The following is a 19,158-nucleotide window of genomic DNA, read 5'->3' as shown; positions in this document are numbered from 1 at the left end:
CGGAAGGGTCAGGAGGCGGACGTGGTCTCGTCCGCGTCCTCGTCCGAGCCGGCCGGCTCGACGTCGCCGGTCCGGTCCTCCTTGCGCCGCGCCCAGAGGAAGTAGGCGAGGGCGAGCACGAAGACGATGATCGACGTCCACACGTTGAGCCGGAACGGCCCGATGGTGTTGGCGGTGTCGATGCGCAGCTGCTCGATCCAGAACCGACCCGCGGTGTAGAGCATGGCGTAGAGCGCGAAGGCGCGACCGGCCGTGAGCTTGACCCGACGGTCGATCAGCACGAGCAGCAGCGCCGCTCCCAGGTTCCACAGCAGCTCGTAGAGGAACGTGGGGTGGAACGTGGCGAACTGCTCGTAGCCCGCCGGACGGTTCACGTCGTCGATCTTGAGGCCCCACGGAAGCTCGGTGGGCTTGCCGAAGAGCTCCTGGTTGAAGTAGTTGCCGATGCGCCCCACGGCCTGGGCCACGAGGAGGCCGGGGGCGAGGGCGTCGGCCACACCCGAGAGCGGGACGCCGTAGCGCCGGCACGCGATCCAGGCACCGAGCGCTCCGCCGGCGATGGCGCCCCAGATGCCGAGTCCGCCCTCCCAGAGGTACAGAGCGCGCACGGCGCTGCGACCCTCGGCGAAGTACAGCTCGGGGTCGGTGGCCACGTGGTAGACCCGGGCCCCCACGATGCCGAACGGGATGGCCCAGATGGCGACGTCGCCGACCAGGCCGGCACGGCCGCCGCGGGCCACGTAGCGGCGCTCGCCGATCCAGATGGCGAGCAGCGCGCCGATGATGATCCCGAGTGCGTAGGCACGCAGGGGGAACGGGCCCAGGTGCCACACGCCCTCGGAAGGGCTGGGGATGAAGGCCGGAAGCACCGTGTGCACCATCAGGAACGTTCCACTCCGGCACGCAGCTCGCGCGCCAGCTCACGGACGGCGTCGACGCCGGCCTCGGGTGTCTCGGCGTCGAGGACGCGACGCACGATGGCCGAGCCGACGATCACGGCGTCGGCGAAGGCGGCAACTTCGTGGGCCTGCTCGCCGTTGCTCACGCCGATCCCGACGCCGACGGCCTTGTCGGTGACCTCGCGGAGGCGTCCCACCAGGGTGGGTGCGAGCGAGCTGCTCTGCTCGCGGGCACCGGTGACACCCATGACTGCGGCGGCGTAGATGAAGCCGCTCGCGGCCTCGGCCGTCATGGCCAGGCGCTCGTCGGTGGAGGACGGGGCCACGAGGTAGATGCGGTCGAGGCCGTGGGTGCGCGAGGCTGCCTCCCACTCGCCGGCCTCGTCGGGGATGAGGTCGGGCGTGATGAGGCCCGCTCCCCCGGCGGCGACGAGCTCGGCGGCGAACCGCTCGACGCCGTAGCGCTCGACCGGGTTCCAGTACGTCATGACGACCGCGACGGCCCCGGCGTCGGCCACGGCCCGGACCACCTCGAAGACGTCCTTCGTGCGGACACCGGCCGCGATGGCCGTCTCGGCCGCCGCCTGGATGGTGGGCCCGTCCATGACGGGGTCGCTGTAGGGCAGGCCGACCTCCACGAGGTCGACCCCGCCCTCGACGAGAGCCTCGACCGCCGCGATGGAGGTCTTCAGGTCGGGGAAGCCGGCGGGCAGGTAGCCGACCAGCGCGGCCCGGTCCTCGGCGCGCGTGCGCTCGAACAGGTCGTCGATCCGCGACATCAGGCCGTCCCGTCCACGGCATCGTCGTCGAGCTCGATGCTCTGCTCGAGCAGCCCGAAGTACTCGGCCGCCGTGTGGACGTCCTTGTCACCGCGACCGGAGAGGTTGACCAGGATGGTGGAGTCGGGGCCCAGCTCCTCGGCCAGGCGCAGGGCCCCGGCCAGGGCATGGGCCGACTCGATGGCCGGGATGATGCCCTCGGTCTTGCAGAGCAGGTCGAACGCTGCCATCGCCTCGGCGTCCGTGGCCGGGACGTACTGCGCGCGGCCGGTCTCGGCGAGGAACGAGTGCTCCGGGCCGACGCCCGGATAGTCCAGACCGGCGGAGATGGAGTGCGACTCCAACGTCTGGCCGTCCTCGTCCTGCAGGAGGTACGACCGCGCGCCGTGGAGCACGCCGACCTCGCCTGCCGTGATGGGCGCTGCGTGGCGACCGGTCTCGTAGCCGTCACCGCCGGCCTCGACGCCGAGCAGCTTGACGTCCGAGTCGTCGAGGAACGCGGTGAACAGGCCGATGGCGTTGGAACCTCCGCCCACGCAGGCCACCGCGGCGTCGGGCAGCGAGCCCGTCAGCTCCAGGACCTGGGCGCGGGCCTCGTCGCCGATGCCCCGCGTGAGGTCGCGGACCATGGAGGGGAAGGGGTGCGGCCCGGCTGCGGTGCCGAAGAGGTAGCTCGTGTGCTCGACCGAGGAGACCCAGTCGCGCAGGGCCTCGTTGATGGCGTCCTTGAGGGTGCGGCTGCCCGTGGTGACCGAGATGACCTCGGCGCCCAGCATCTTCATGCGGGCGACGTTGAGGGCCTGGCGCTCGGTGTCGACCTCGCCCATGTAGACGGTGCAGTCGATGTCGAGGTAGGCGCACGCCGTGGCGGAGGCGACGCCGTGCTGGCCCGCACCGGTCTCGGCGATCGCGCGGGGCTTGCCCATGCGCTTGGCCAGCAGAGCTTGCCCCAGCACGTTGCGGATCTTGTGGGCGCCCGTGTGGTTCAGGTCCTCGCGCTTGAGCAGGATCCGGGCACCGGCGCGCTCGGAGAAGCGCGAGGCCTCGTACAGCGGGCTGGGCACGTTGGCGTACTCGCGCAGCATCCGGGCGAGCTCGGCTGCGAACACCGGGTCGGCCTGGGCCTCGGTCCAGGCGCGGTCGAGCTCGTCGAGCGGGGCCACGAGCGCCTCGGGCATGAAGCGTCCGCCGAAGCGGCCGAAGTGACCGGTGGCGTCGGGCTGGATGTACGTGGTCATGCCTGTACCTCGTTAGGAAGAGAACGATCGCGAGCGAACACACGGGGGACCTGGCGGCGCTCCCCCGGGACGGTGGCCCGCTCGCCGGCGGTCAGCGGGACGCCTAGCCCCGGTGCTGCAGGGCGGGGTGGGACCCGGCAGCAACGAGATCGGCCACCGTGGCCCGCGGGTCGTCGCCGCGCACCAGGGTCTCACCCACGAGCACGACGTGCGCGCCGGCGCGGGCGTACTCGATGACGTCGTGCGGCCCGCGGACCCCGGACTCGGCCACCTTGACGACCGACGCCGGGATGAGCGGCGAGAGGCGCTGGAAGGTGTCGCGGTCGACCTCGAGCGTTTTGAGGTTGCGGGCATTGACGCCGATGAGGTCGGCGCCCGCCTCGAGGGCGCGCGTCACCTCGGGCTCGTCGTGGACCTCCACGAGCGGCGTGAGACCGATGGAGCGGGCGCGCTCGATGAGGCTCTCCAGGGCCGGCTGCTCGAGGGCGGCCACGATGAGCAGCGCCATGTCGGCGCCAGCAGCCCGGGCCTCCCACAGCTGGTAGGAGGTGGTGATGAAGTCCTTGCGCAGGACCGGGACGTCGACGCGGGCACGGACGGCCTTGAGGTCCTCGAGGGTGCCACCGAAGCGGCGCTGCTCCGTGAGGACGCTGATGGCTGCGGCGCCACCGGCGGCGTAGTCGCCCGCGAGAGCCGCCGGGTCCTTGATGCTGGCCAGGGCGCCCTTGCTGGGGCTGGAGCGCTTCACCTCGGCGATGACCGAGACCCCGTCGGCACGGAACGCGGGCATGGGGTCGAGCGCGGGGTCGAGACGCTCGGCACGGCGCTTGAGGTCGTCGAGCGACGTCTGCTCCATGCGGACCGCGAGGTCCTGGGCCACGCCGTCGAGGATGTCGTCCAAGACCGTCATGGGTGAGCCCTCCCCTCGGGAAACCGGTGAGCCCCCAGGATAGACCCGTCCGGACGGGCGACGTGCGGGGGTGCCGGGACGGCCTTTTCTCACTAGGGTCAGGCCATGACGACGAACCAGCCGCCGCCGTACCCGGGCGACCAGCCCGACGACTCCTCCTCCACCTCGGGCCTGCCGAGCTACGGCTCCACGCCCCCACCTCCGCCTCCGCCTCCCGGGGCGGACTACCCGCCGCCCCCGCCGCAACCGCCCGGCGGACCCGGTGGGTTCCAGCAGCCGTTCAGCGCACCCGACGCCATCGCGTGGGGCTGGAAGGCGTTCACGGCCAACGTCGGGCCCATCCTCCTCGCAGCGCTCGTCGTCATCCTGGTGAACGTCGCCTTCTCAGCCGCAGGGTTCGTGATCGGCGGAGGCTTCGATGCCGAGACGGCGCAGAGCTTCAGCCTCGCCAACGTGCTGCTGAACCTCCTGTCCACGATCGTGGTGCTGTTCCTGTCCGCCGCCTTCGCCCGCGCAGCCCTCGACGTCGTGGACGGGCGGGGCTTCGACTTCTTCGGCGCGTTCGGACGCATCAACCTCGTGTCCGTGGTGGTGGCGTCGATCGCGGTGAGCATCCTGACGGTGATCGGGTTCGTGCTGCTCATCATCCCCGGCCTCATCGTGCTGTTCCTCACCTACTTCACGACGAACTTCGTGGTCGACGACGACGCCGGCTCACCGTTCAAGGCCATCGGCGACAGCGTGAAGCTCGTGTCGTCGAACCTCGGCGACGCCCTGCTGCTCGCGCTGCTGAGCTTCCTCGTCATCGTGGTGGGCTTCTGCGCCCTCATCATCGGCGTGATCGTCGCCTACCCCGTGGTGGCGCTGTCCTCGGCGTACGCCTACCGGCGCTTCCGGGGTCAGCCGGTCGCCGCGCTCTGAGTGACCGGTCCTGGCTCGCTCCCGTCAGGGGGCGAGCCAGGCACCCCAGGGCGTGTTGCGCAGGACCCCGAACACCACGAGCACCGTGGCCAGCAGGACGACGAGCCGAGGCGTCACCTCGACCCACGGCACGTCGTGTCCGGAGGCGCGCCGCGCCAGCCACACGAGCCATGCCGCTCCGGCCGCGACCATCGCCACCACGACGACGGCGTTGCTGCTGATCGCCGCGGCCACCTCGCCGTGCACCAGGTCGTTGACGGCCCTCAGGCCACCGCACCCGGGGCACGGCCGTCCGGTCAGCACCAGGAAGGGGCAGAAGCCCCACGAGCCCTCGACGTGAGGATCGCGCAGTGCCAGCGCGGAGACCGCCGCAGCGGCACCGAGCCCCAGGAGCAGGGGCTCGCGCAGGAGCCGAGCTCCTGAGCGCTGGGCGAGAGGTGAGCTCAGTGGCCGGGCGCGCGATCGACGCCGTAGCCGAGCGACGCCATGACCTTGCCGATCGGAGCCGCGAGCACGGCGATGACCGTGCCGATGGTGAAGAGCACCCAGTGCGGCTCAGGGATGAGCGCGATACCGCCGATGGTGATGCCGAGCAGAGCCAGCAGGACGGCGGTCCAGGCGGCGGGCGAGCTTCCGTGCGACATGAGTCTCCTCAGGCGATGTTCGAGTCGACGTCAGCGTACCCGTCGGGCACCGCGTCGCCGAACTCGGTCCGCGTCAGGGCGGGGGCGGGCTCGAACGCGTCGGCCGTCACGCGGGCGCGGCGGGTGTGGCGCTCGATGAGCTCGATGACACCGTTGTAGTCCAGGCCCTTCGTGATGCCCAGCACCCCGAAGATCGTGGCGAAGAGGATGGCCAGGTCGAGACGGAACGTGTAGCCCGTGAGCGCCGCGCGGCAGTAGGCGCCCTCGAGCGTGAGGCGCTCGTCGTCGGTCAGCGCGTCGCGTCCCACGAGCTGCGCAGGACCGGTGAGTCCGGCGGGCGTGAGGAAGCGGTCGTCGGCGTGCGGGTACTCCTCGCGCAGGCACGCCATGACGTTCTCGGGAAGCGGTCGGTTGCCGACGATGCTCATGTGGCCGCGAAGGATGTGCAGGAACTGCGGAAGCTCGGTGAGGGCGAAGCGCTCGACCTTGCGGCCCACCGGCGTGTAGAGCGGCGAGTCGGGGGCGATGTTGAGGAACCGCTGCTGCTTCTCGACGGGGACGGTGTCGCGGTTGGCGATCTTGTCGGCGTTCTTGATCATGGTGCGGAACTTCACGATGCGCCGCTCCTCGTCGCGCGAGATGCGCCGCACCGAGCGGTACAGGACCGGACGGCCCGACGTGATGGCGATGGCCAGGCCGACGAGCAGGACCACAGGGACCCACACGAGGGCTCCGACGACGGTCAGGACGAGATCGAGGAGACGCTTCTTCATCATGCGACGGACCGGCTCTCGGAGGAGGAGACAGGGACGGGGGGTCGAACGGCCGAACGGCCGGGGAGCAGGGAGCGCAGCACGGTGCGCAGCGCGGCGACGGCGAGCCAGGCCCGGGCGTCGAGGCCGACGACGGCCGAGGCCGACCGTCCGGCCAGGAGGGAGTCGATGCGGGCGGCGAGACGCCCGTAGGTGGCGTGCAGGACCGAGCCGGACTCGACGAGTCGGCCGGGGTACAGCACCGCCAGGCCGGCGTGGCGTCCGTGGGCGGCGACGAGGTCGCGCAGCTCGCCCTCCACCAGGTTCTTCCAGCCGCCGTAGTAGCGGCGGTCGTCGCCCGGGGCCAGGGCGATGACGGTGGAGACGAGGACGACGGAGACCGGACGGTCGCCGGCCTCGTCGAGCACGCCGGCCACGACACCCAGGTCGCGCTGGAAGGCCGCCATGTCGTCGGCGGAGCGGGCCTCGGTGGGGTGGACGGGTCCGAGCGCGCACACCACGAGCTCGACGGGCCCCTCGGAGTCGCTCAGCAGCTCGGCGGCCGAAGGGGCCGGCACGGGACGCGAGCTCGTGGCGACGGGGCGGACGTCGCGGCTCTGCGAACCGGCGAGGACGGCCCGGCCGAGCCGGGTGCCGGAGCCGAGGACGACGCGGACCGGGGTGGGCGCACTCATCGGCGCGCGCTCTCGAGGAGGATCTTCTCGAACGCGTCGCCGCACGTCTCGAGGGCGAACTCGCGCTCGGCGAGCTCGCGGGACGCCCGGCCGACCTCGTCGCGGCGGTCGGGCTCGTCCATCAGGTCGGCGACCCAGTCGGCGACGGCGGGGACCGAGTCCGACGACGGCGGTGCAACGAAGCCGCCGGTGGACCTGATGAGGTCGGAGGCCGAGTTCTCGGCCGGCATGAGGCCGACGACGGGGCGACCGGCGCAGAGGTACGACAGGGTCTTGGACGGCACCGAGAACGCGCCCGCCTGCTGGTCGAGGAGCACCACGAGGACGTCGCCGGTGGCGAGGACCTCGGGGAGGCGCTCGTAGGGCTGGAAGGGAAGCAGGGTCACGGGCACGGACTCACGGGCCGCCAGGTCGCGGATGAGCTCGACGGCAGGTCCGTCGTTCACGACGACGAGCCGGGCGTCGCGTCCGCGCTCCTGGACCGCCTTCGTGAGCTGCACGAGGAGGCCCGGGTCGTGCTTGAGGCCGAGGGTGCCCGAGTACAGCAGCGTGAACGTGTCGTCGAGCTGGTGCTCGACGGCCCAGTCGTTCTTGCGCTCGCGGGGGACGATCTCGTCGAGCGGGGCCCAGTTGGGGATGACGGTGACCTTGTCGGCCGTCCCCCAGCCCTCGTGGACCGGCACGAACGAGTCGGCGATGACGACGATCGCCCGGGAGCGACGCGAGGAGAACCGCTCGGCGACCTCGAAGCCCCAGGCCACGACCCCGAAGGCCTTGGAGAGCTTCTCACCGGCGAAGGCGCGGACCGCCACGGAGTAGACGTCCTGGTGCCAGAGCACCCACGGCGTCCGCAGGAACATCATCACGAAGGCGAAGAGCGTGAGCGTGGGGATCTGCACGTTGGAGAGCAGGACGACGTCGGGACGCTCCTGGCGCACGTGCTTGACGAGATCGATGCCGAGCCGCAGCTCCATGAGCAGGCGGTGGACGAAGCGCTCCTTGTCGAAGACGATCCCGTCGCCGACGGTCTCGAACCGCAGGGTCTCACCGGGCTCGGCCTCGAGTCGGCCCTTGCCGGAGACGTAGGCGGCGCAGGAGGAGTGGACGACGTCGTGGCCTCGGCGGGCGAGCTCGCGGCTCAGCTGGACCTGGAACGGGTGTCCGCTGAAGTCATGGACGACGACCTTCATCCAGCAACCTCCGCATCCCGAGTCGCGAGGGTTCCGAGACCCTCATTGCCCCGAACAACGAAAGTCCGGCGGCAGGGGTTACGGACGATCTGTCACGGAAGTGCGCCGAGGTGCTCATGCGGTGGGGTCGTCCCCGCGGTCCTGCGCCTTCCAGAGGTCCATCGGGTCGTCGGGGTCGACGTCGGGACGACGCGCACCCGGCGCGTCGTAGCGTCCGCTCATGGTGGACCAGCGCCCACCGTGCAGGGCTGCGACGACACCGAGGACCGCTGCCAGCACGAACCCGGCCCACGCCACCAAGATCCACCCCGTGGTGACCACGGAGTCGGGCTGGTTGCCGCCCGTGAAGGACGGCGACTTCTCGACCGCCTCGCGCAGGGCGGAGTCGAGCGAGTCGTCGCCCGGGACGAGCATGACCAGCGCCCCGACGGAGACGAGCACGACCAGGACACCCACGACCCGGCGCGTGCGGCGACCGGCCGCGAGGATCGCGAGACCGGCCGTGAGGACCACGAGGGCCAGGGCCGTGGCCGCCGGGTACGCAGCCGTGCCCGTGACCTCGACACGGTCCGACGGTGCGCCGGAGGCCTGGACGTCGGCACGCTGCCACGTCCTGGAGAGGGCGAGGAACGCTCCGCCGCCCGCGACGAGCAGTCCGAGCACGACGGGGACCAGCAGCTTCTCCCGAGCGGGCAGCCGCGCGCTCACAGCAGCCGATCGGCGTCGAAGCACGTGGTGTCACCGGTGTGGCAGGCCGGCCCGTGCTGGTCGACGGTGAGCAGGATCGTGTCGCCGTCGCAGTCGAGGCGGACCTCGCGCACGGCCTGCGTGTGGCCCGAGGTCTCGCCCTTGACCCAGTACTCCTGGCGGCTACGGCTCCAGTACGTGCCGCGGCCGGTGGTGAGCGTGCGGTGCAGCGCCTCGTCGTCCATCCAGCCCAGCATGAGCACAGCGCCGGTGGACGCGTCCTGCACCACGGCGGGCACGAGGCCGGCGCCGTCGCGCTTGAGCCGTGCGGCGACGGCTGGGTCGAGGGAGGTCACGAACCCGATCCTCCCACTGCGCCCCCACCCGCGGAGCCCGCACCCACCGCGCCCGGTGCCAGCTTCTGCTGAGCCACCCAGCTGGCGTGCAGCCGCGCGTAGGTGCCGCCGAGGGCGACGAGCTCGCGGTGCGAGCCGTCCTCCACGAGGCGACCGGCGTCGAAGACGAGGACGCGGTCGGCGTTCTCGGCCGTGCTCAGGCGGTGCGCGATCGTGACGCTGGTGCGGCCGTCGAGAAGCCTCTCGAGCGCCCGGGTGGCGCGGAGCTCGGTCTGCGGGTCGACGGCGCTCGTGGCCTCGTCGAGCACGAGGAAGTCAGGGTCGGCCAGCGCCGACCGGACGAGCGCGACGATCTGGCGCTCGCCTGCCGACAGCGCCTCGCCCCGCTGGCCCACACGGGCGTCGAGGCCGTGCGGCAGCGCTCGGAACCAGTCGGTGAGCGCGAGGTCGTCGAAGACCGCCACGAGCTCGGCATCGGTGGCGTCGCTGCGGCCGTAGAGCAGGTTCTCACGCAGGGTGGCGTCGAACAGGAAGCCCTCCTGCGGGACCATCACGACGTGCCGGCGCAGGTCGTCGAACGGCGCCCGGGAGACGTCGGTCCACTCGTCGTCGCGGCCGAGCAGCACAGCGCCCTCGACCGGGTCCATGAGGCGCGTCAGGAGCTTGGCGAACGTGGTCTTCCCCGAGCCCGTCTCCCCCACCACGGCGACCCGCTGCCGCGGCGCGATGGTGACGTCGACGTCGTCGAGCACCACCGGGCCGTCGGGGTAGCGGAACGTGACGTGGCGGAACCGCGCGCCCAGGTCGCCGTCGGCCAGCCGCTCGCCACCCGGACCCGGGTCCACGACGTCGGCCGGCGTCTCGAGCAGTTCGATGACCCGACGCCAGGAGGCGACGGCGTTCTGCGCGTCGGTGATGACCTGCGTGGCCATCTGCGCCGGCCCGACGAAGAGCCCGACGAGGAAGATGAAGGCGATCACGGTGCCCAGCGAGAGGTCGCCCAGCAGGCCCAGCCAGAGGCCGACACCCAGGACGGCCGCGTTGGCGATGCCCGCCACCACGGTGGCCGACGCGAAGGTGACCGAGACGATGGTCTGGGCGCGCACGTTGGCGCGGTAGTTGGTGTCGATGGCATCGTCGATGCGGCGCTGGGTGCGCTCCTCGATGGCGTAGGAACGCACCACGGAGGCGCCGACCACGGGCTCCCCCACGACGGCCAGCAGCTCGCCCACCGTCGCCCGGACACGGTCGTAGGCGCGGGACATGCGCTCCGCGAACGTGGACAGGAGGAGCACGAGGGGCACGAAGCTGGCGAGCACGACGATCGTGAGCTGCCAGGACAGGAACGCCATGACGATCGTCGCGACGATCATCTGGCCGACGCTCACGATCATGATGAGGCCGGTGAACTGCAGGAACTGCGAGATCTGGTCGACGTCGGAGGTGACGCGCGAGACGAGCGAGCCCCGGCGCTGCGTGTTCTGGGTGAGCATCGAGAGGTCGTGCACGTGGCGGAACGCGCGGACGCGGAGCTCGGCGAGACCTCGCTCGCTCGCGGTGAAGATGCGCACCTTGGACAACGACGCAGCGATGCCGGTGAGCAGGAGCACGACGAGCGTGACCCCGACGTACATGCCGATGCGGCCGACGTCGACAGCGCCGCTGCCGGTCTCGCTGCCGCCGAGACCGTCGTCGATGGCGCGCTGCACGACGATGGGGACGACGGCGCTGCCGACCGTGCCCAGCGCGGACAGCACCGCGGTGAGCCAGATGCCCTGCGTGATGGCGGGCGAGAGGGAGAGGCCCCTGCGGATGATCGCGAGGCTGCCCTCGCGCTCGATCTCCTCGGGCACGGGCAGGACCCCGTCGAGGGCGTCGGTGTCACTCATGGTCGACCTCCTCGCGGGCCTGGTCGTAGGCGTCGACGAGGTCGCGGTAGGCCGCCGACCTCGCGTGCAGCTCGTCGTGGGGACCGCGGCCGACGATCCGGCCGTCGGCGAGGTGCAGGACGGTGTCGGCCAGCGCGATGGTGGCCTTGCGGTAGGCGACCACGAGCACGCTCGGGCCGGTGCCGTCGGCCGTCTGGTCGGCGAGCGCACGCAGGATGCGCTGCTCCACGTCGGGGTCGAGCGCGCTCGTGGCGTCGTCCATGACGAGCAGGCGGGGACGGCGCACGAGGGCGCGGGCCAGAGCGAGCCGCTGGCGCTGCCCGCCCGAGAGGCTCGTGCCGCGCTCGCCCAGCTCGGTGTCGAGTCCGTGGGGCAGGGCCGACACGAAGCGCTCGGCCTGCACGACCCGCAGCGCGTCCCAGACCGCGTCGTCGTCGACCTCGGCGCCGAGGGTGACGTTGCTGCGGACCGAGTCGTCGAAGAGGAACGTGGACTGCGGGACGAGGGCCACCGACGCCGCCAGCCCGGCGTGGCTGAGGTCGCGGACGTCGACTCCGTCGAGGCTCACCGTGCCGGTGACCGGGTCGACGAGCCGGGTGACCAGCGAGGTGAGCGTGCTCTTGCCGCTGCCCGTCGCCCCCACGACCGCGGTGACGCTGCCCGGGGCCACGTCGAAGGAGAGGTCGGACAGGACCGGCACTCCCCCGTCGGCCAGCGGCTCGTGGGAGAACCCGAGGTCGTCGACCCGCAGCGCGACGGGACCCTCACCGGCGAGGGCGCGGGTGCCGTACGGCATGTGCGCGTCGTCGTCGAGGACCGTGCGGACGCGGTCCCAGCCCACGACACTGCGCGGCAGCTCACCCAGGACCCAGCCGATGGCGCGCACCGGCATGGCCACGACCGTGAAGAGGAAGGCGATCTGCACGACGTCGCCGGGCTCGGCGGCACCGGACTCCACCCGGAGCGCACCGAGGAGCAGGACGGCCAGGATCCCGAGGTTGGGCAGCGCCTCCAGCACGGGGTCGAAGACCGCGCGGATCCGTCCGACGCCGATGTTGGCGTCGCGCAGGCGCTCGGCGGCCGCGGCGAACCGGCGGGTCTCGTCGTCCTCGCGGCCGAGGCTCTTGACGACGAGCGCACCGTCGAAGGACTCGTGGGCGATGGCCGAGACGTCGCCGCGCAGGCTCTGTGCGTGCGCCATGCGCGGGCCCTGCCACCGCTGGTACACGATGTTGATGGCGAAGAGTGCGGGGAAGACGACGAGCCCCACGAGCGTGAGGACGGCGTCGGCCACGAGCATCGTGGCGACGGCGCCCACGAGCATCGCGAGGACGCCGAGGGCCATGGGGAGCGGCATGAAAACGCTCCAGATGGCCTCGACGTCGGCGTTCGCGTTGGAGAGCAGCTGCCCCGTGGGGTGCGACTGGTGCCACGACAGCGGCAGCTCGAGGTACTTGCGGGTGACGCGGCGGCGGTCGGCGGCCACGAGCCGGTAGAAGACGATGCCGCCGGCGAGCCGGCGGCCCACCACACCCACGGTCCTCAGCAACGCGACGGCGATGAAGAGACCGATCGCCACCCAGAGCGTGCCGTCGGTGATGTCGCCGCGATCGAACGACGGGCGGATCACGTGGTCCGTGGCATAGCCCAGCACCCAGGCGTCGGCCACGGTCATGAGCCCGAAGAGCAAGGAGAAGACGACCGCCAGGGCGAACATGAACCGCTCGCGACCGATGCCGATCCCGAGCACGGCGAAACCGCGCCGGGTCAGCCCTCGGGGGTCGGCTGAGCCCGCGGCGAGGTTGTCGGTGCTGGGAGTACTGGGCTTATTGTCTGACACTGTGTCCGGCCGAGCGCAGGGCGCTCTTGACCGCTCCGATCGTGAGGTCGCCGAAGTGGAAGACACTTGCGGCGAGGACGGCATCGGCACCGGCCTCCACAGCGGGAGCGAAGTGCTCGAGCCGGCCGGCGCCGCCGCTCGCGATGAGCGGCACTGGTGTAACACCGCGGACCGCCCGAATCATTTCCAGGTCGTAGCCGTTCTTCGTCCCGTCGGCGTCCATGGAGTTGAGCAGGATCTCTCCGACCCCCAGCTCCGTGGCCTGACGGACCCACTCGACGGCGTCGATCCCGGCGCTCTGGCGACCGCCGTGGGTGGTCACCTCGAACCCGCTGGGCTGGGCTCCCTCGCCCGAGGACGGCGCCCGGCGGGCGTCGACGCTCAGGACGAGCACCTGGTTGCCGAAGCGGTGCGCGATCTCGGCGATGACGTCCGGCCGCGCGATGGCGGCGGTGTTGATGCCGACCTTGTCGGCACCGGCGCGCAGCAGCCGGTCGACGTCGTCGACGGTCCGCACCCCTCCACCCACGGTGAGCGGGATGAACACCTGCTCGGCCGTGCTGCCGACGATGTCGAACGTGGTGCTGCGGTCGCTGCTCGAGGCCGTGATGTCGAGGAACGTCAGCTCGTCGGCGCCCTCGGCGTCATAGACACGGGCCATCTCGACTGGGTCGCCGGCATCCACGAGGTCGACGAAGTTGACGCCCTTGACCACCCGGCCGGCGTCGACGTCGAGGCACGGGATGACACGCACGGCGAGGCTCACCCGAGGAGCCTACCGAGGCCACCAGTAGGGTCCGGCCATGGCCACGAGCCACCGCTGCGACCACTGCAGGGCGACCATCGACACCTCGTCCGACGCCGCCATGATCGTCAACGTCCACCGCCGTGTCGATGACGACGAGTGGGGCGACTCCTGGTTCAGCGACAGCGCGAAGGACACCTTCAGGTTCTGCTCGCAGCCCCACCTCGCGGCGTACATGGGGCGGGAGACGCTCCCGCCGCCGGTGCGCGGGGACGACGGCGACGAGGGTTCCGTCGCCACCGTCCTCGGCTGCCTCCTCGTGGGACTCGTGGTCGTGGCTCTCCTCGTCGGCGCCGGCTACGGGTTCCTGGCGCTCGTCACCGACGTGCTCTGACAGGTCAGTGGTCGCGCTTCGTGAGGGCGAGTGCCTCCTCGAGCGTGAACTGGCCCGTGTACAGCGCGGTTCCGGCGATGGCGCCCTCGACACCGATGTCGACGAGGCCCATGAGCGCCTCGATGTCGGCGAGGGTGGTGACGCCGCCCGACGCGACGACGGGACGGTCGGTCCGCGAGCAGACGTCGCGCAGCAGGTCGAGGTTCGGGCCCTGCAGCATGCCGTCCTTGTTGACGTCGGTGACGACGTAGCGCGCGCAGCCCTCGGCGTCGAGGCGCGCGAGGGTCTCGTAGAGGTCTCCGCCGTCGCGCGTCCACCCGCGGGCGGCGAGCGTCGTGCCGCGGACGTCGAGGCCTATGGCCACGCGGTCGCCCCACGTGGCGATGGCCCGGGCGCACCACTCGGGCTGCTCCAGCGCGGCGGTGCCGATGTTCACGCGACGGCAGCCCGTGGCCATGGCGGCCTCGAGCGACTCGTCGTCGCGGATGCCGCCGGACATCTCGACCTTGATGTCGAGAGCACCGACGATCCGGGCCTGGAGCTCGCGGTTCTGGCCGTGGCCGAACGCGGCGTCGAGGTCGACGAGGTGCAGCCACTCGGCCCCTGCCGACTGCCACCGCAGCGCGGCCTCGACCGGGTCGCCGAAGCGCTTCTCCGAGCCGTCGACCCCCTGGACCAGCTGGACGGCCTGGCCGCCCTTGATGTCGACGGCGGGCAGCAGCTCCAGGTAGTCACTCACCGGGCGATCCTAGCGATGGACCTTGTCCGAGGTCGCGCCTAGGTTCTCAGGCATGAGCACCCTCGTCCTGGTCCCCGGATTCTGGCTCGACGCGTCCTCGTGGGACGAGGTGTCTGCTCCGCTTCGCGCCGCGGGCCACGAGGTCGTGCCCCTCACCCTTCCCGGGCTCGAGTCGCTGCACGCCGACCGGTCAGGCATCGGGCTCGCCGAGCACGTGGCGGCCGTGGTCGCGGAGATCGATCGTCACGACGATCTCGTCGTGCTGGTGGGCCACAGCGGTGGCGGCACCGTGATCCATGGCGCCGTCGACCAGCGTCCCGACCGGGTGGCGCGGGCCGTCTACGTCGACTCCGCTCCCCTGCCCGCCGGCCAGCCCACCAATCCTCATCTCCCGGCCGAGCGCGGCGAGATCGGGCTCCCGCCGTGGGACGTGTTCTCCGACGACGGCTCCAAGGATCTCGACGGGCTCACCCCGGAGCTGCTTGACGCCTTCCGCGCCCGCGCCGTCCCGCACCCCGAGCGTGCGGCGCGCGACGGTCTCGTGCTGTCCGACGAGAGGCGGTACGACGTCCCCGTCACGCTCATCTCGTCCACGTTCACGCTCGCCGAGATCGAGCAGTACCGCGACGCGGGCGAGAGCTACTTCGCCGAGCTGGCGCTGCTGGAGTACCTCACGATCGTCGAGCTGCCCACCGGCCACTGGCCCCAGCTCTCCCGCCCCGCCGACCTCGCCGCGGCGATCGTCGCCGCTCTCTGACGAGTGGCGCAAAGTGGGTCTCGAGTGGCGCAGATTGGTCCGACACGCCGTCCCGAAAGTGCCAATCTGCGCCATTCGCGCGTGAGGGCCGGAGCTAGAGCGTGGCGATCCAGTTCTCGAGGAGACGACGGCCTGCGTCGCCGGACTTCTCGGGATGGAACTGGGTGGCCCACAGCGGGCCGTGCTCCACGGCGGCCACGAAGCGGTCTCCCCCGTAGTCGGTCCAGGTGACCTTCGGCTTCAGGAGCGGCGTGTCCCCGTCGAGCTCCCAGTGCCTGACCCCGTAGGAGTGCACGAAGTAGAACCGCTCGTCCTCGATGCCGGCGAACATCTGCGAGCCGTCGCGAGCGATCACGGTGTTCCACCCCATGTGCGGCACGATGGGCGCCTGCAGGCGTTCCACGGTGCCGGGCCACTCGCCCGCACCCTGGGTCCGCACGCCGTGCTCGATGCCCTCGCCGAACAGGATCTGCATGCCCACGCAGATGCCCAGCACCGGACGCGACGCGATGAGGCGACGCTCGATGATGCGCTCGCCACCCACGGCCGACAGACCACGCATGCAGGCCGCGTACGCGCCGACACCCGGCACGAGCAGGCCGTCGGCCTCCTCGGCCGCCCGCGGGTCGGCCGTGAGCGTCACCTCCGCGCCGGCCCGCTCGACGGCGCGGACAGCGGAGCGGAGGTTGCCCGACCCGTAGTCGAGCACCGCCACCGAGGGGCGAGCGGTCACAGGGCGCCCTTGGTGGAGGGGACGCCCGTCTCCCGGGGGTCCAGGGCGATGGCGTCGCGCAGGGCGCGGGCCAGGGCCTTGAACTGCGCCTCGGCGATGTGGTGCGGGTCGCGGCCGCCCACGAGGGTCACGTGCAGCGTGAGTCCGGCGTGGTGGGCGAGCGACTCGAAGACGTGCGACGTGAGCGACCCGGAGTACTGGCCGCCGATCACGACGGTGATCTGGCGCTCGGGCTCGCCGGTGTGCACGAAGTACGGTCGGCCCGAGACGTCGACGACGGCCTGCGCGAGCGCCTCGTCGAGCGGCACGAGGGCGTCGCCGTACCGCTTGATGCCGACCTTGTCGCCGAGCGCCTCGCGCAGGGCCTGGCCGATGACGATGGCCGTGTCCTCGACGGTGTGGTGCGCGTCGATGTGGAGGTCGCCCTCGGTCTTGACCGTGAGGTCGATGAGCGAGTGCCGCGCGAACGCGGTGAGCATGTGGTCGTAGAAGCCGACCCCGGTGGAGATGTCGTGCCGGCCGCTGCCGTCCAGGTCGAGCTCGACGACGACGTGCGACTCAGACGTCCTGCGCTCGATACGGCTGGTGCGTGCCATCGTCGGTCACCTCCTGGAGTGCGGCGTGGAAAAGGTCCATCTCGTCGGGGGTGCCGATCGAGACGCGCAACCATCCTAGGGGGCCGGTCTCGCGGATCAGCACGCCGCGGTCGACGAGGGCCTGCCACGTGGCGTGCCGGTCCTCGAACGGACCGAACAGGATGAAGTTGGCGTCGGACTCGGCCACGGTGAAGCCGCTCCCCCGCAGCCTCGACGCGGTGTGGTCGCGCGTGGCGCGGAGCGCGGCCACCTGGGCGAGGAGCTCGTCGGTGTGGCGCAGGGCCGCCTCCGCCGTGGCCTGAGTGACGGAGGAGAGGTGGTAGGGCAGGCGCACGATCCGCAGGGCGTCGACCACGGCGGCGTGGGCAGCGAGGTAGCCGAGGCGCCCGCCGGCCAGGGCGAAGGCCTTGCTCATGGTGCGGGTGACGATGAGCCGCGGGAACTCCTCGAGCAGCTCCAGGGCCGACGGCGTGCCGGCCCTGCGGAACTCCGCGTAGGCCTCGTCGACCACGACGATGCCCGGAGCCGACTCCAGCACGGCCCGCGTGTGGCTCGGGTCGAGCGCCGTGCCGGTGGGGTTGTTGGGCGACGTGAGGAACACGACGTCGGGCTGCTCGGCCTCGATGAGGGCGATGGCGGCCTCGACGTCGATGCCGAAGTCCTCGCGGCGCTGCCCCGCGACCCAGCGCGTGTGGGTGTTCCGGGCGTACTCGGGGTACATCGAGTACGTGGGCGCGAACGACAGCGCCGTGCGGCCCGGGCCACCGAAGGCCTGCAGGATCTGCTGCATGACCTCGTTGGAGCCGTTGGCTGCCCACACCCGCGAGGCGTCGAGCCCGGCCGACGGCACCTCGGCCGTCAGGTAGGACGCGAGCGCCGTGCGCAGCGCCACGGCCTCGCGGTCGGGGTAGCGGTTCAGCCCCAGCGCGGCAGCGCGAACGGACGACGCGATGTCGTCGGCGGCCGCCTCGCTGGGTCCGTACGGATTCTCGTTGGTGTTCAGCCGTACGGGCACGTCGATCTGCGGCGCACCGTACGGCTCCTCCCCCCGCAGCTCGTCCCGGAGCGGGACCCAGGCGGGGGTGCCGGCCTCGGTCATCAGCGGCTGGTCCGGATGGAGACGGCAGCGCCGTGGGACGGGAGGTCCTCGGCGTCGGCGAGCGTGGTGACGTGCGGGCCGACCTCGCGCAGGGCCTGCTCGGTGTACGTGACCACGTGCATGTTCTTGCAGAACGCGCGCACCGAGAGCCCCGAGGAGTGGCACGCGCACCCGGCAGTGGGGAGCACGTGGTTGGACCCGGCTGCGTAGTCGCCGAGCGAGACCGGCGTCCAACGACCCACGAAGATGGCACCGGCGTTGACGATGCGGGCGGCCACCCCCGCGGAGTCGTCCGTCTGGACCTCGAGGTGCTCGGCTGCATAGGCGTTGGCCACGTCGACGGCCTGGTCGAGGTCGGCCACCAGGACGATCGCCGACTGCTGGCCGTCGAGCGACGTGGTGATGCGCTCGGCGTGCTTGGCGGCCGGGACCTGACGCTCCAGCTCAGCCGTCACCGCATCGGCCAGAGCCTCGCTGGGCGTGATGAGGATGCTCGCGGCCATGGGGTCGTGCTCGGACTGGCTGATGAGGTCGGCCGCGACGAAGGCCGCATCGGCCGTGTCGTCGGCGATGACCGCGATCTCGGTGGGTCCGGCCTCGGAGTCGATGGCCACCGACCCCTGCAGGTACCGCTTGGCCGCGGCGACGTAGATGTTGCCCGGACCGGTGATGAGGTTGACCGGCGCGACGGAGCCGCCGGTGGAGGTGGTCCCGTAGGCGAGCATCGCGAGGGCCTGCGCACCGCCGGCGGCGTACACCTCGTCGATCCCCAGGAGGGCGCAGGCGGCCAGGATGGTGGGGTGCGGCTGACCGTCGAACTCGCGCTGCGGAGGTGTGGCCAGCGCGATGGACGCGACTCCGGCGACCTGCGCCGGGACGGCGTTCATGACGACGGTGCTGACGAGCGGCGCCAGACCGCCCGGCACGTAGAGACCGACCCGCTGCATGGGCACGATGCGGCGCTCGACCGTGGCGCCGTCGGCGACGGTGGTCACGACCGAGGCCTCCAGCTCGGCCTGGCTCGTGCGACGCAGGCGCGCGACGGACTCCTCGAGGGCCGCGCGGATGTCGGGAGCCAGCTCTGCGAGAGCACGCTCGAGCGCCTCCGGGGCCACGCGCAGCGAGGCCGGACGGACGCCGTCGAAACGCTCGCCGTACTCCAGCACGGCCTCCTCGCCGCGGGCCTTCACGTCCTCGCACAGCGGCCGCACGACGTCGAGCGCGTGCTCCACGTCGAGCTGGGCCCGGGGAAGGTCGGCAGAGGCGTCGATGCGGAGGTCGAGTCGGCGGATCAC

The 19,158-nt window shown here is 71.7% G+C and carries 22 protein-coding genes; 3 read left to right on the top strand and 19 right to left on the bottom strand.

Going from position 1 to position 19,158, the window contains the following annotated elements:
• Window positions 1–8 precede the first annotated feature (8 nt).
• From lgt to trpC, 4 genes are all read right to left on the bottom strand, one after another.
• The gene (gene lgt, locus ASD11_RS05545) at window positions 9–881 is read right to left on the bottom strand and encodes a prolipoprotein diacylglyceryl transferase (protein WP_082554189.1); all 873 of its coding nucleotides are present in this window, start codon (window positions 879–881) and stop codon (window positions 9–11) included.
• Window positions 881–1,678: a tryptophan synthase subunit alpha gene (trpA, locus tag ASD11_RS05540; RefSeq protein WP_056284373.1), complete on the bottom strand. Its 798-nt coding sequence runs from the start codon at window positions 1,676–1,678 to the stop codon at window positions 881–883. Before trpA ends, lgt begins: the two co-directional genes overlap by 1 nt.
• Complete coding sequence (trpB, locus tag ASD11_RS05535) at window positions 1,678–2,916, bottom strand: tryptophan synthase subunit beta (RefSeq protein WP_056284369.1); 1,239 nt, start codon at window positions 2,914–2,916, stop codon at window positions 1,678–1,680. The genes trpA and trpB overlap by 1 nt, the downstream gene beginning before the upstream one ends.
• Before the next feature lie 103 nt (window positions 2,917–3,019).
• Window positions 3,020–3,826, bottom strand: coding sequence for an indole-3-glycerol phosphate synthase TrpC (gene trpC, locus ASD11_RS05530; RefSeq protein ID WP_056284366.1), 807 nt, complete (start codon window positions 3,824–3,826; stop codon window positions 3,020–3,022).
• A gap of 105 nt (window positions 3,827–3,931) precedes the next feature.
• On the opposite strand from trpC, the gene ASD11_RS05525 reads away from it, so the two are divergent.
• Window positions 3,932–4,747: a hypothetical protein gene (locus tag ASD11_RS05525; RefSeq protein WP_056284364.1), complete on the top strand. Its 816-nt coding sequence runs from the start codon at window positions 3,932–3,934 to the stop codon at window positions 4,745–4,747.
• Window positions 4,748–4,771: 24 nt separating this feature from the next.
• Here ASD11_RS05525 and ASD11_RS05520 read toward each other — a convergent pair whose 3' ends face one another.
• The 10 genes from ASD11_RS05520 to hisF form a co-directional block, all read right to left on the bottom strand.
• Window positions 4,772–5,050 carry a DUF2752 domain-containing protein gene (locus ASD11_RS05520; RefSeq protein ID WP_056284361.1) on the bottom strand — a complete coding sequence of 93 codons (279 nt, stop codon included), beginning with the start codon at window positions 5,048–5,050 and terminating at the stop codon, window positions 4,772–4,774.
• Window positions 5,051–5,190: 140 nt separating this feature from the next.
• Complete coding sequence (locus tag ASD11_RS05515; RefSeq protein ID WP_056284357.1) at window positions 5,191–5,391, bottom strand: HGxxPAAW family protein; 201 nt, start codon at window positions 5,389–5,391, stop codon at window positions 5,191–5,193.
• Between the two features lie 8 nt (window positions 5,392–5,399).
• Window positions 5,400–6,167 carry a sugar transferase gene (locus ASD11_RS05510; protein ID WP_082554187.1) on the bottom strand — a complete coding sequence of 256 codons (768 nt, stop codon included), beginning with the start codon at window positions 6,165–6,167 and terminating at the stop codon, window positions 5,400–5,402.
• Window positions 6,164–6,838, bottom strand: a complete 675-nt coding sequence (locus ASD11_RS05505) for a hypothetical protein (protein WP_056284350.1) — start codon at window positions 6,836–6,838, stop codon at window positions 6,164–6,166. Before ASD11_RS05505 ends, ASD11_RS05510 begins: the two co-directional genes overlap by 4 nt.
• Window positions 6,835–8,028, bottom strand: coding sequence for a glycosyltransferase family 4 protein (locus ASD11_RS05500; RefSeq protein ID WP_056284346.1), 1,194 nt, complete (start codon window positions 8,026–8,028; stop codon window positions 6,835–6,837). Before ASD11_RS05500 ends, ASD11_RS05505 begins: the two co-directional genes overlap by 4 nt.
• Before the next feature lie 114 nt (window positions 8,029–8,142).
• Window positions 8,143–8,736, bottom strand: coding sequence for a Trp biosynthesis-associated membrane protein (locus tag ASD11_RS05495; RefSeq protein ID WP_056284343.1), 594 nt, complete (start codon window positions 8,734–8,736; stop codon window positions 8,143–8,145).
• A complete protein-coding gene (hisI, locus tag ASD11_RS05490; RefSeq protein WP_082554185.1) occupies window positions 8,733–9,071 on the bottom strand; it encodes a phosphoribosyl-AMP cyclohydrolase in 339 nt (112 codons plus the stop codon). The genes ASD11_RS05495 and hisI overlap by 4 nt, the downstream gene beginning before the upstream one ends.
• On the bottom strand, window positions 9,068–10,960 hold the full coding sequence (locus tag ASD11_RS05485) for an ABC transporter ATP-binding protein (protein ID WP_082554184.1): 1,893 nt from the start codon (window positions 10,958–10,960) through the stop codon (window positions 9,068–9,070). The genes hisI and ASD11_RS05485 overlap by 4 nt, the downstream gene beginning before the upstream one ends.
• Window positions 10,953–12,710, bottom strand: a complete 1,758-nt coding sequence (locus tag ASD11_RS05480) for an ABC transporter ATP-binding protein (protein WP_235503248.1) — start codon at window positions 12,708–12,710, stop codon at window positions 10,953–10,955. Before ASD11_RS05480 ends, ASD11_RS05485 begins: the two co-directional genes overlap by 8 nt.
• A 76-nt stretch (window positions 12,711–12,786) precedes the next feature.
• The gene (hisF, locus tag ASD11_RS05475) at window positions 12,787–13,566 is read right to left on the bottom strand and encodes an imidazole glycerol phosphate synthase subunit HisF (protein ID WP_056284337.1); all 780 of its coding nucleotides are present in this window, start codon (window positions 13,564–13,566) and stop codon (window positions 12,787–12,789) included.
• Between the two features lie 37 nt (window positions 13,567–13,603).
• On the opposite strand from hisF, the gene ASD11_RS05470 reads away from it, so the two are divergent.
• The gene (locus ASD11_RS05470) at window positions 13,604–13,939 is read left to right on the top strand and encodes a hypothetical protein (RefSeq protein WP_056284334.1); all 336 of its coding nucleotides are present in this window, start codon (window positions 13,604–13,606) and stop codon (window positions 13,937–13,939) included.
• A gap of 4 nt (window positions 13,940–13,943) precedes the next feature.
• Here ASD11_RS05470 and priA read toward each other — a convergent pair whose 3' ends face one another.
• On the bottom strand, window positions 13,944–14,678 hold the full coding sequence (gene priA / locus ASD11_RS05465) for a bifunctional 1-(5-phosphoribosyl)-5-((5-phosphoribosylamino)methylideneamino)imidazole-4-carboxamide isomerase/phosphoribosylanthranilate isomerase PriA (RefSeq protein WP_056284331.1): 735 nt from the start codon (window positions 14,676–14,678) through the stop codon (window positions 13,944–13,946).
• Between the two features lie 52 nt (window positions 14,679–14,730).
• Here priA and ASD11_RS05460 point away from each other — a divergent pair, with 52 nt between their 5' ends.
• A complete protein-coding gene (locus ASD11_RS05460) occupies window positions 14,731–15,435 on the top strand; it encodes an alpha/beta hydrolase (protein WP_056284328.1) in 705 nt (234 codons plus the stop codon).
• A 94-nt stretch (window positions 15,436–15,529) separates the two neighbouring features.
• On the opposite strand, the gene hisH is transcribed toward ASD11_RS05460, so the two are convergent.
• From hisH to hisD, 4 genes are read right to left on the bottom strand one after another with little or no spacing between them, the layout of a single operon-like run.
• Window positions 15,530–16,168, bottom strand: a complete 639-nt coding sequence (gene hisH / locus ASD11_RS05455) for an imidazole glycerol phosphate synthase subunit HisH (RefSeq protein WP_056284325.1) — start codon at window positions 16,166–16,168, stop codon at window positions 15,530–15,532.
• Window positions 16,165–16,764, bottom strand: a complete 600-nt coding sequence (gene hisB, locus ASD11_RS05450) for an imidazoleglycerol-phosphate dehydratase HisB (protein ID WP_056284322.1) — start codon at window positions 16,762–16,764, stop codon at window positions 16,165–16,167. Before hisB ends, hisH begins: the two co-directional genes overlap by 4 nt.
• Window positions 16,727–17,863, bottom strand: coding sequence for a histidinol-phosphate transaminase (locus tag ASD11_RS05445; RefSeq protein WP_056284320.1), 1,137 nt, complete (start codon window positions 17,861–17,863; stop codon window positions 16,727–16,729). The genes hisB and ASD11_RS05445 overlap by 38 nt, the downstream gene beginning before the upstream one ends.
• Window positions 17,863–19,158 carry a histidinol dehydrogenase gene (hisD, locus tag ASD11_RS05440; protein ID WP_056284317.1) on the bottom strand — a complete coding sequence of 432 codons (1,296 nt, stop codon included), beginning with the start codon at window positions 19,156–19,158 and terminating at the stop codon, window positions 17,863–17,865. Before hisD ends, ASD11_RS05445 begins: the two co-directional genes overlap by 1 nt.

The organism is Aeromicrobium sp. Root495, assembly GCF_001426755.1.
Taxonomy (GTDB): Bacteria; Actinomycetota; Actinomycetes; order Propionibacteriales; family Nocardioidaceae; genus Aeromicrobium.
The sequence above is the reverse complement of the archived record's forward strand: the minus strand, read 5'-3'. Positions and strand labels throughout refer to the sequence as shown.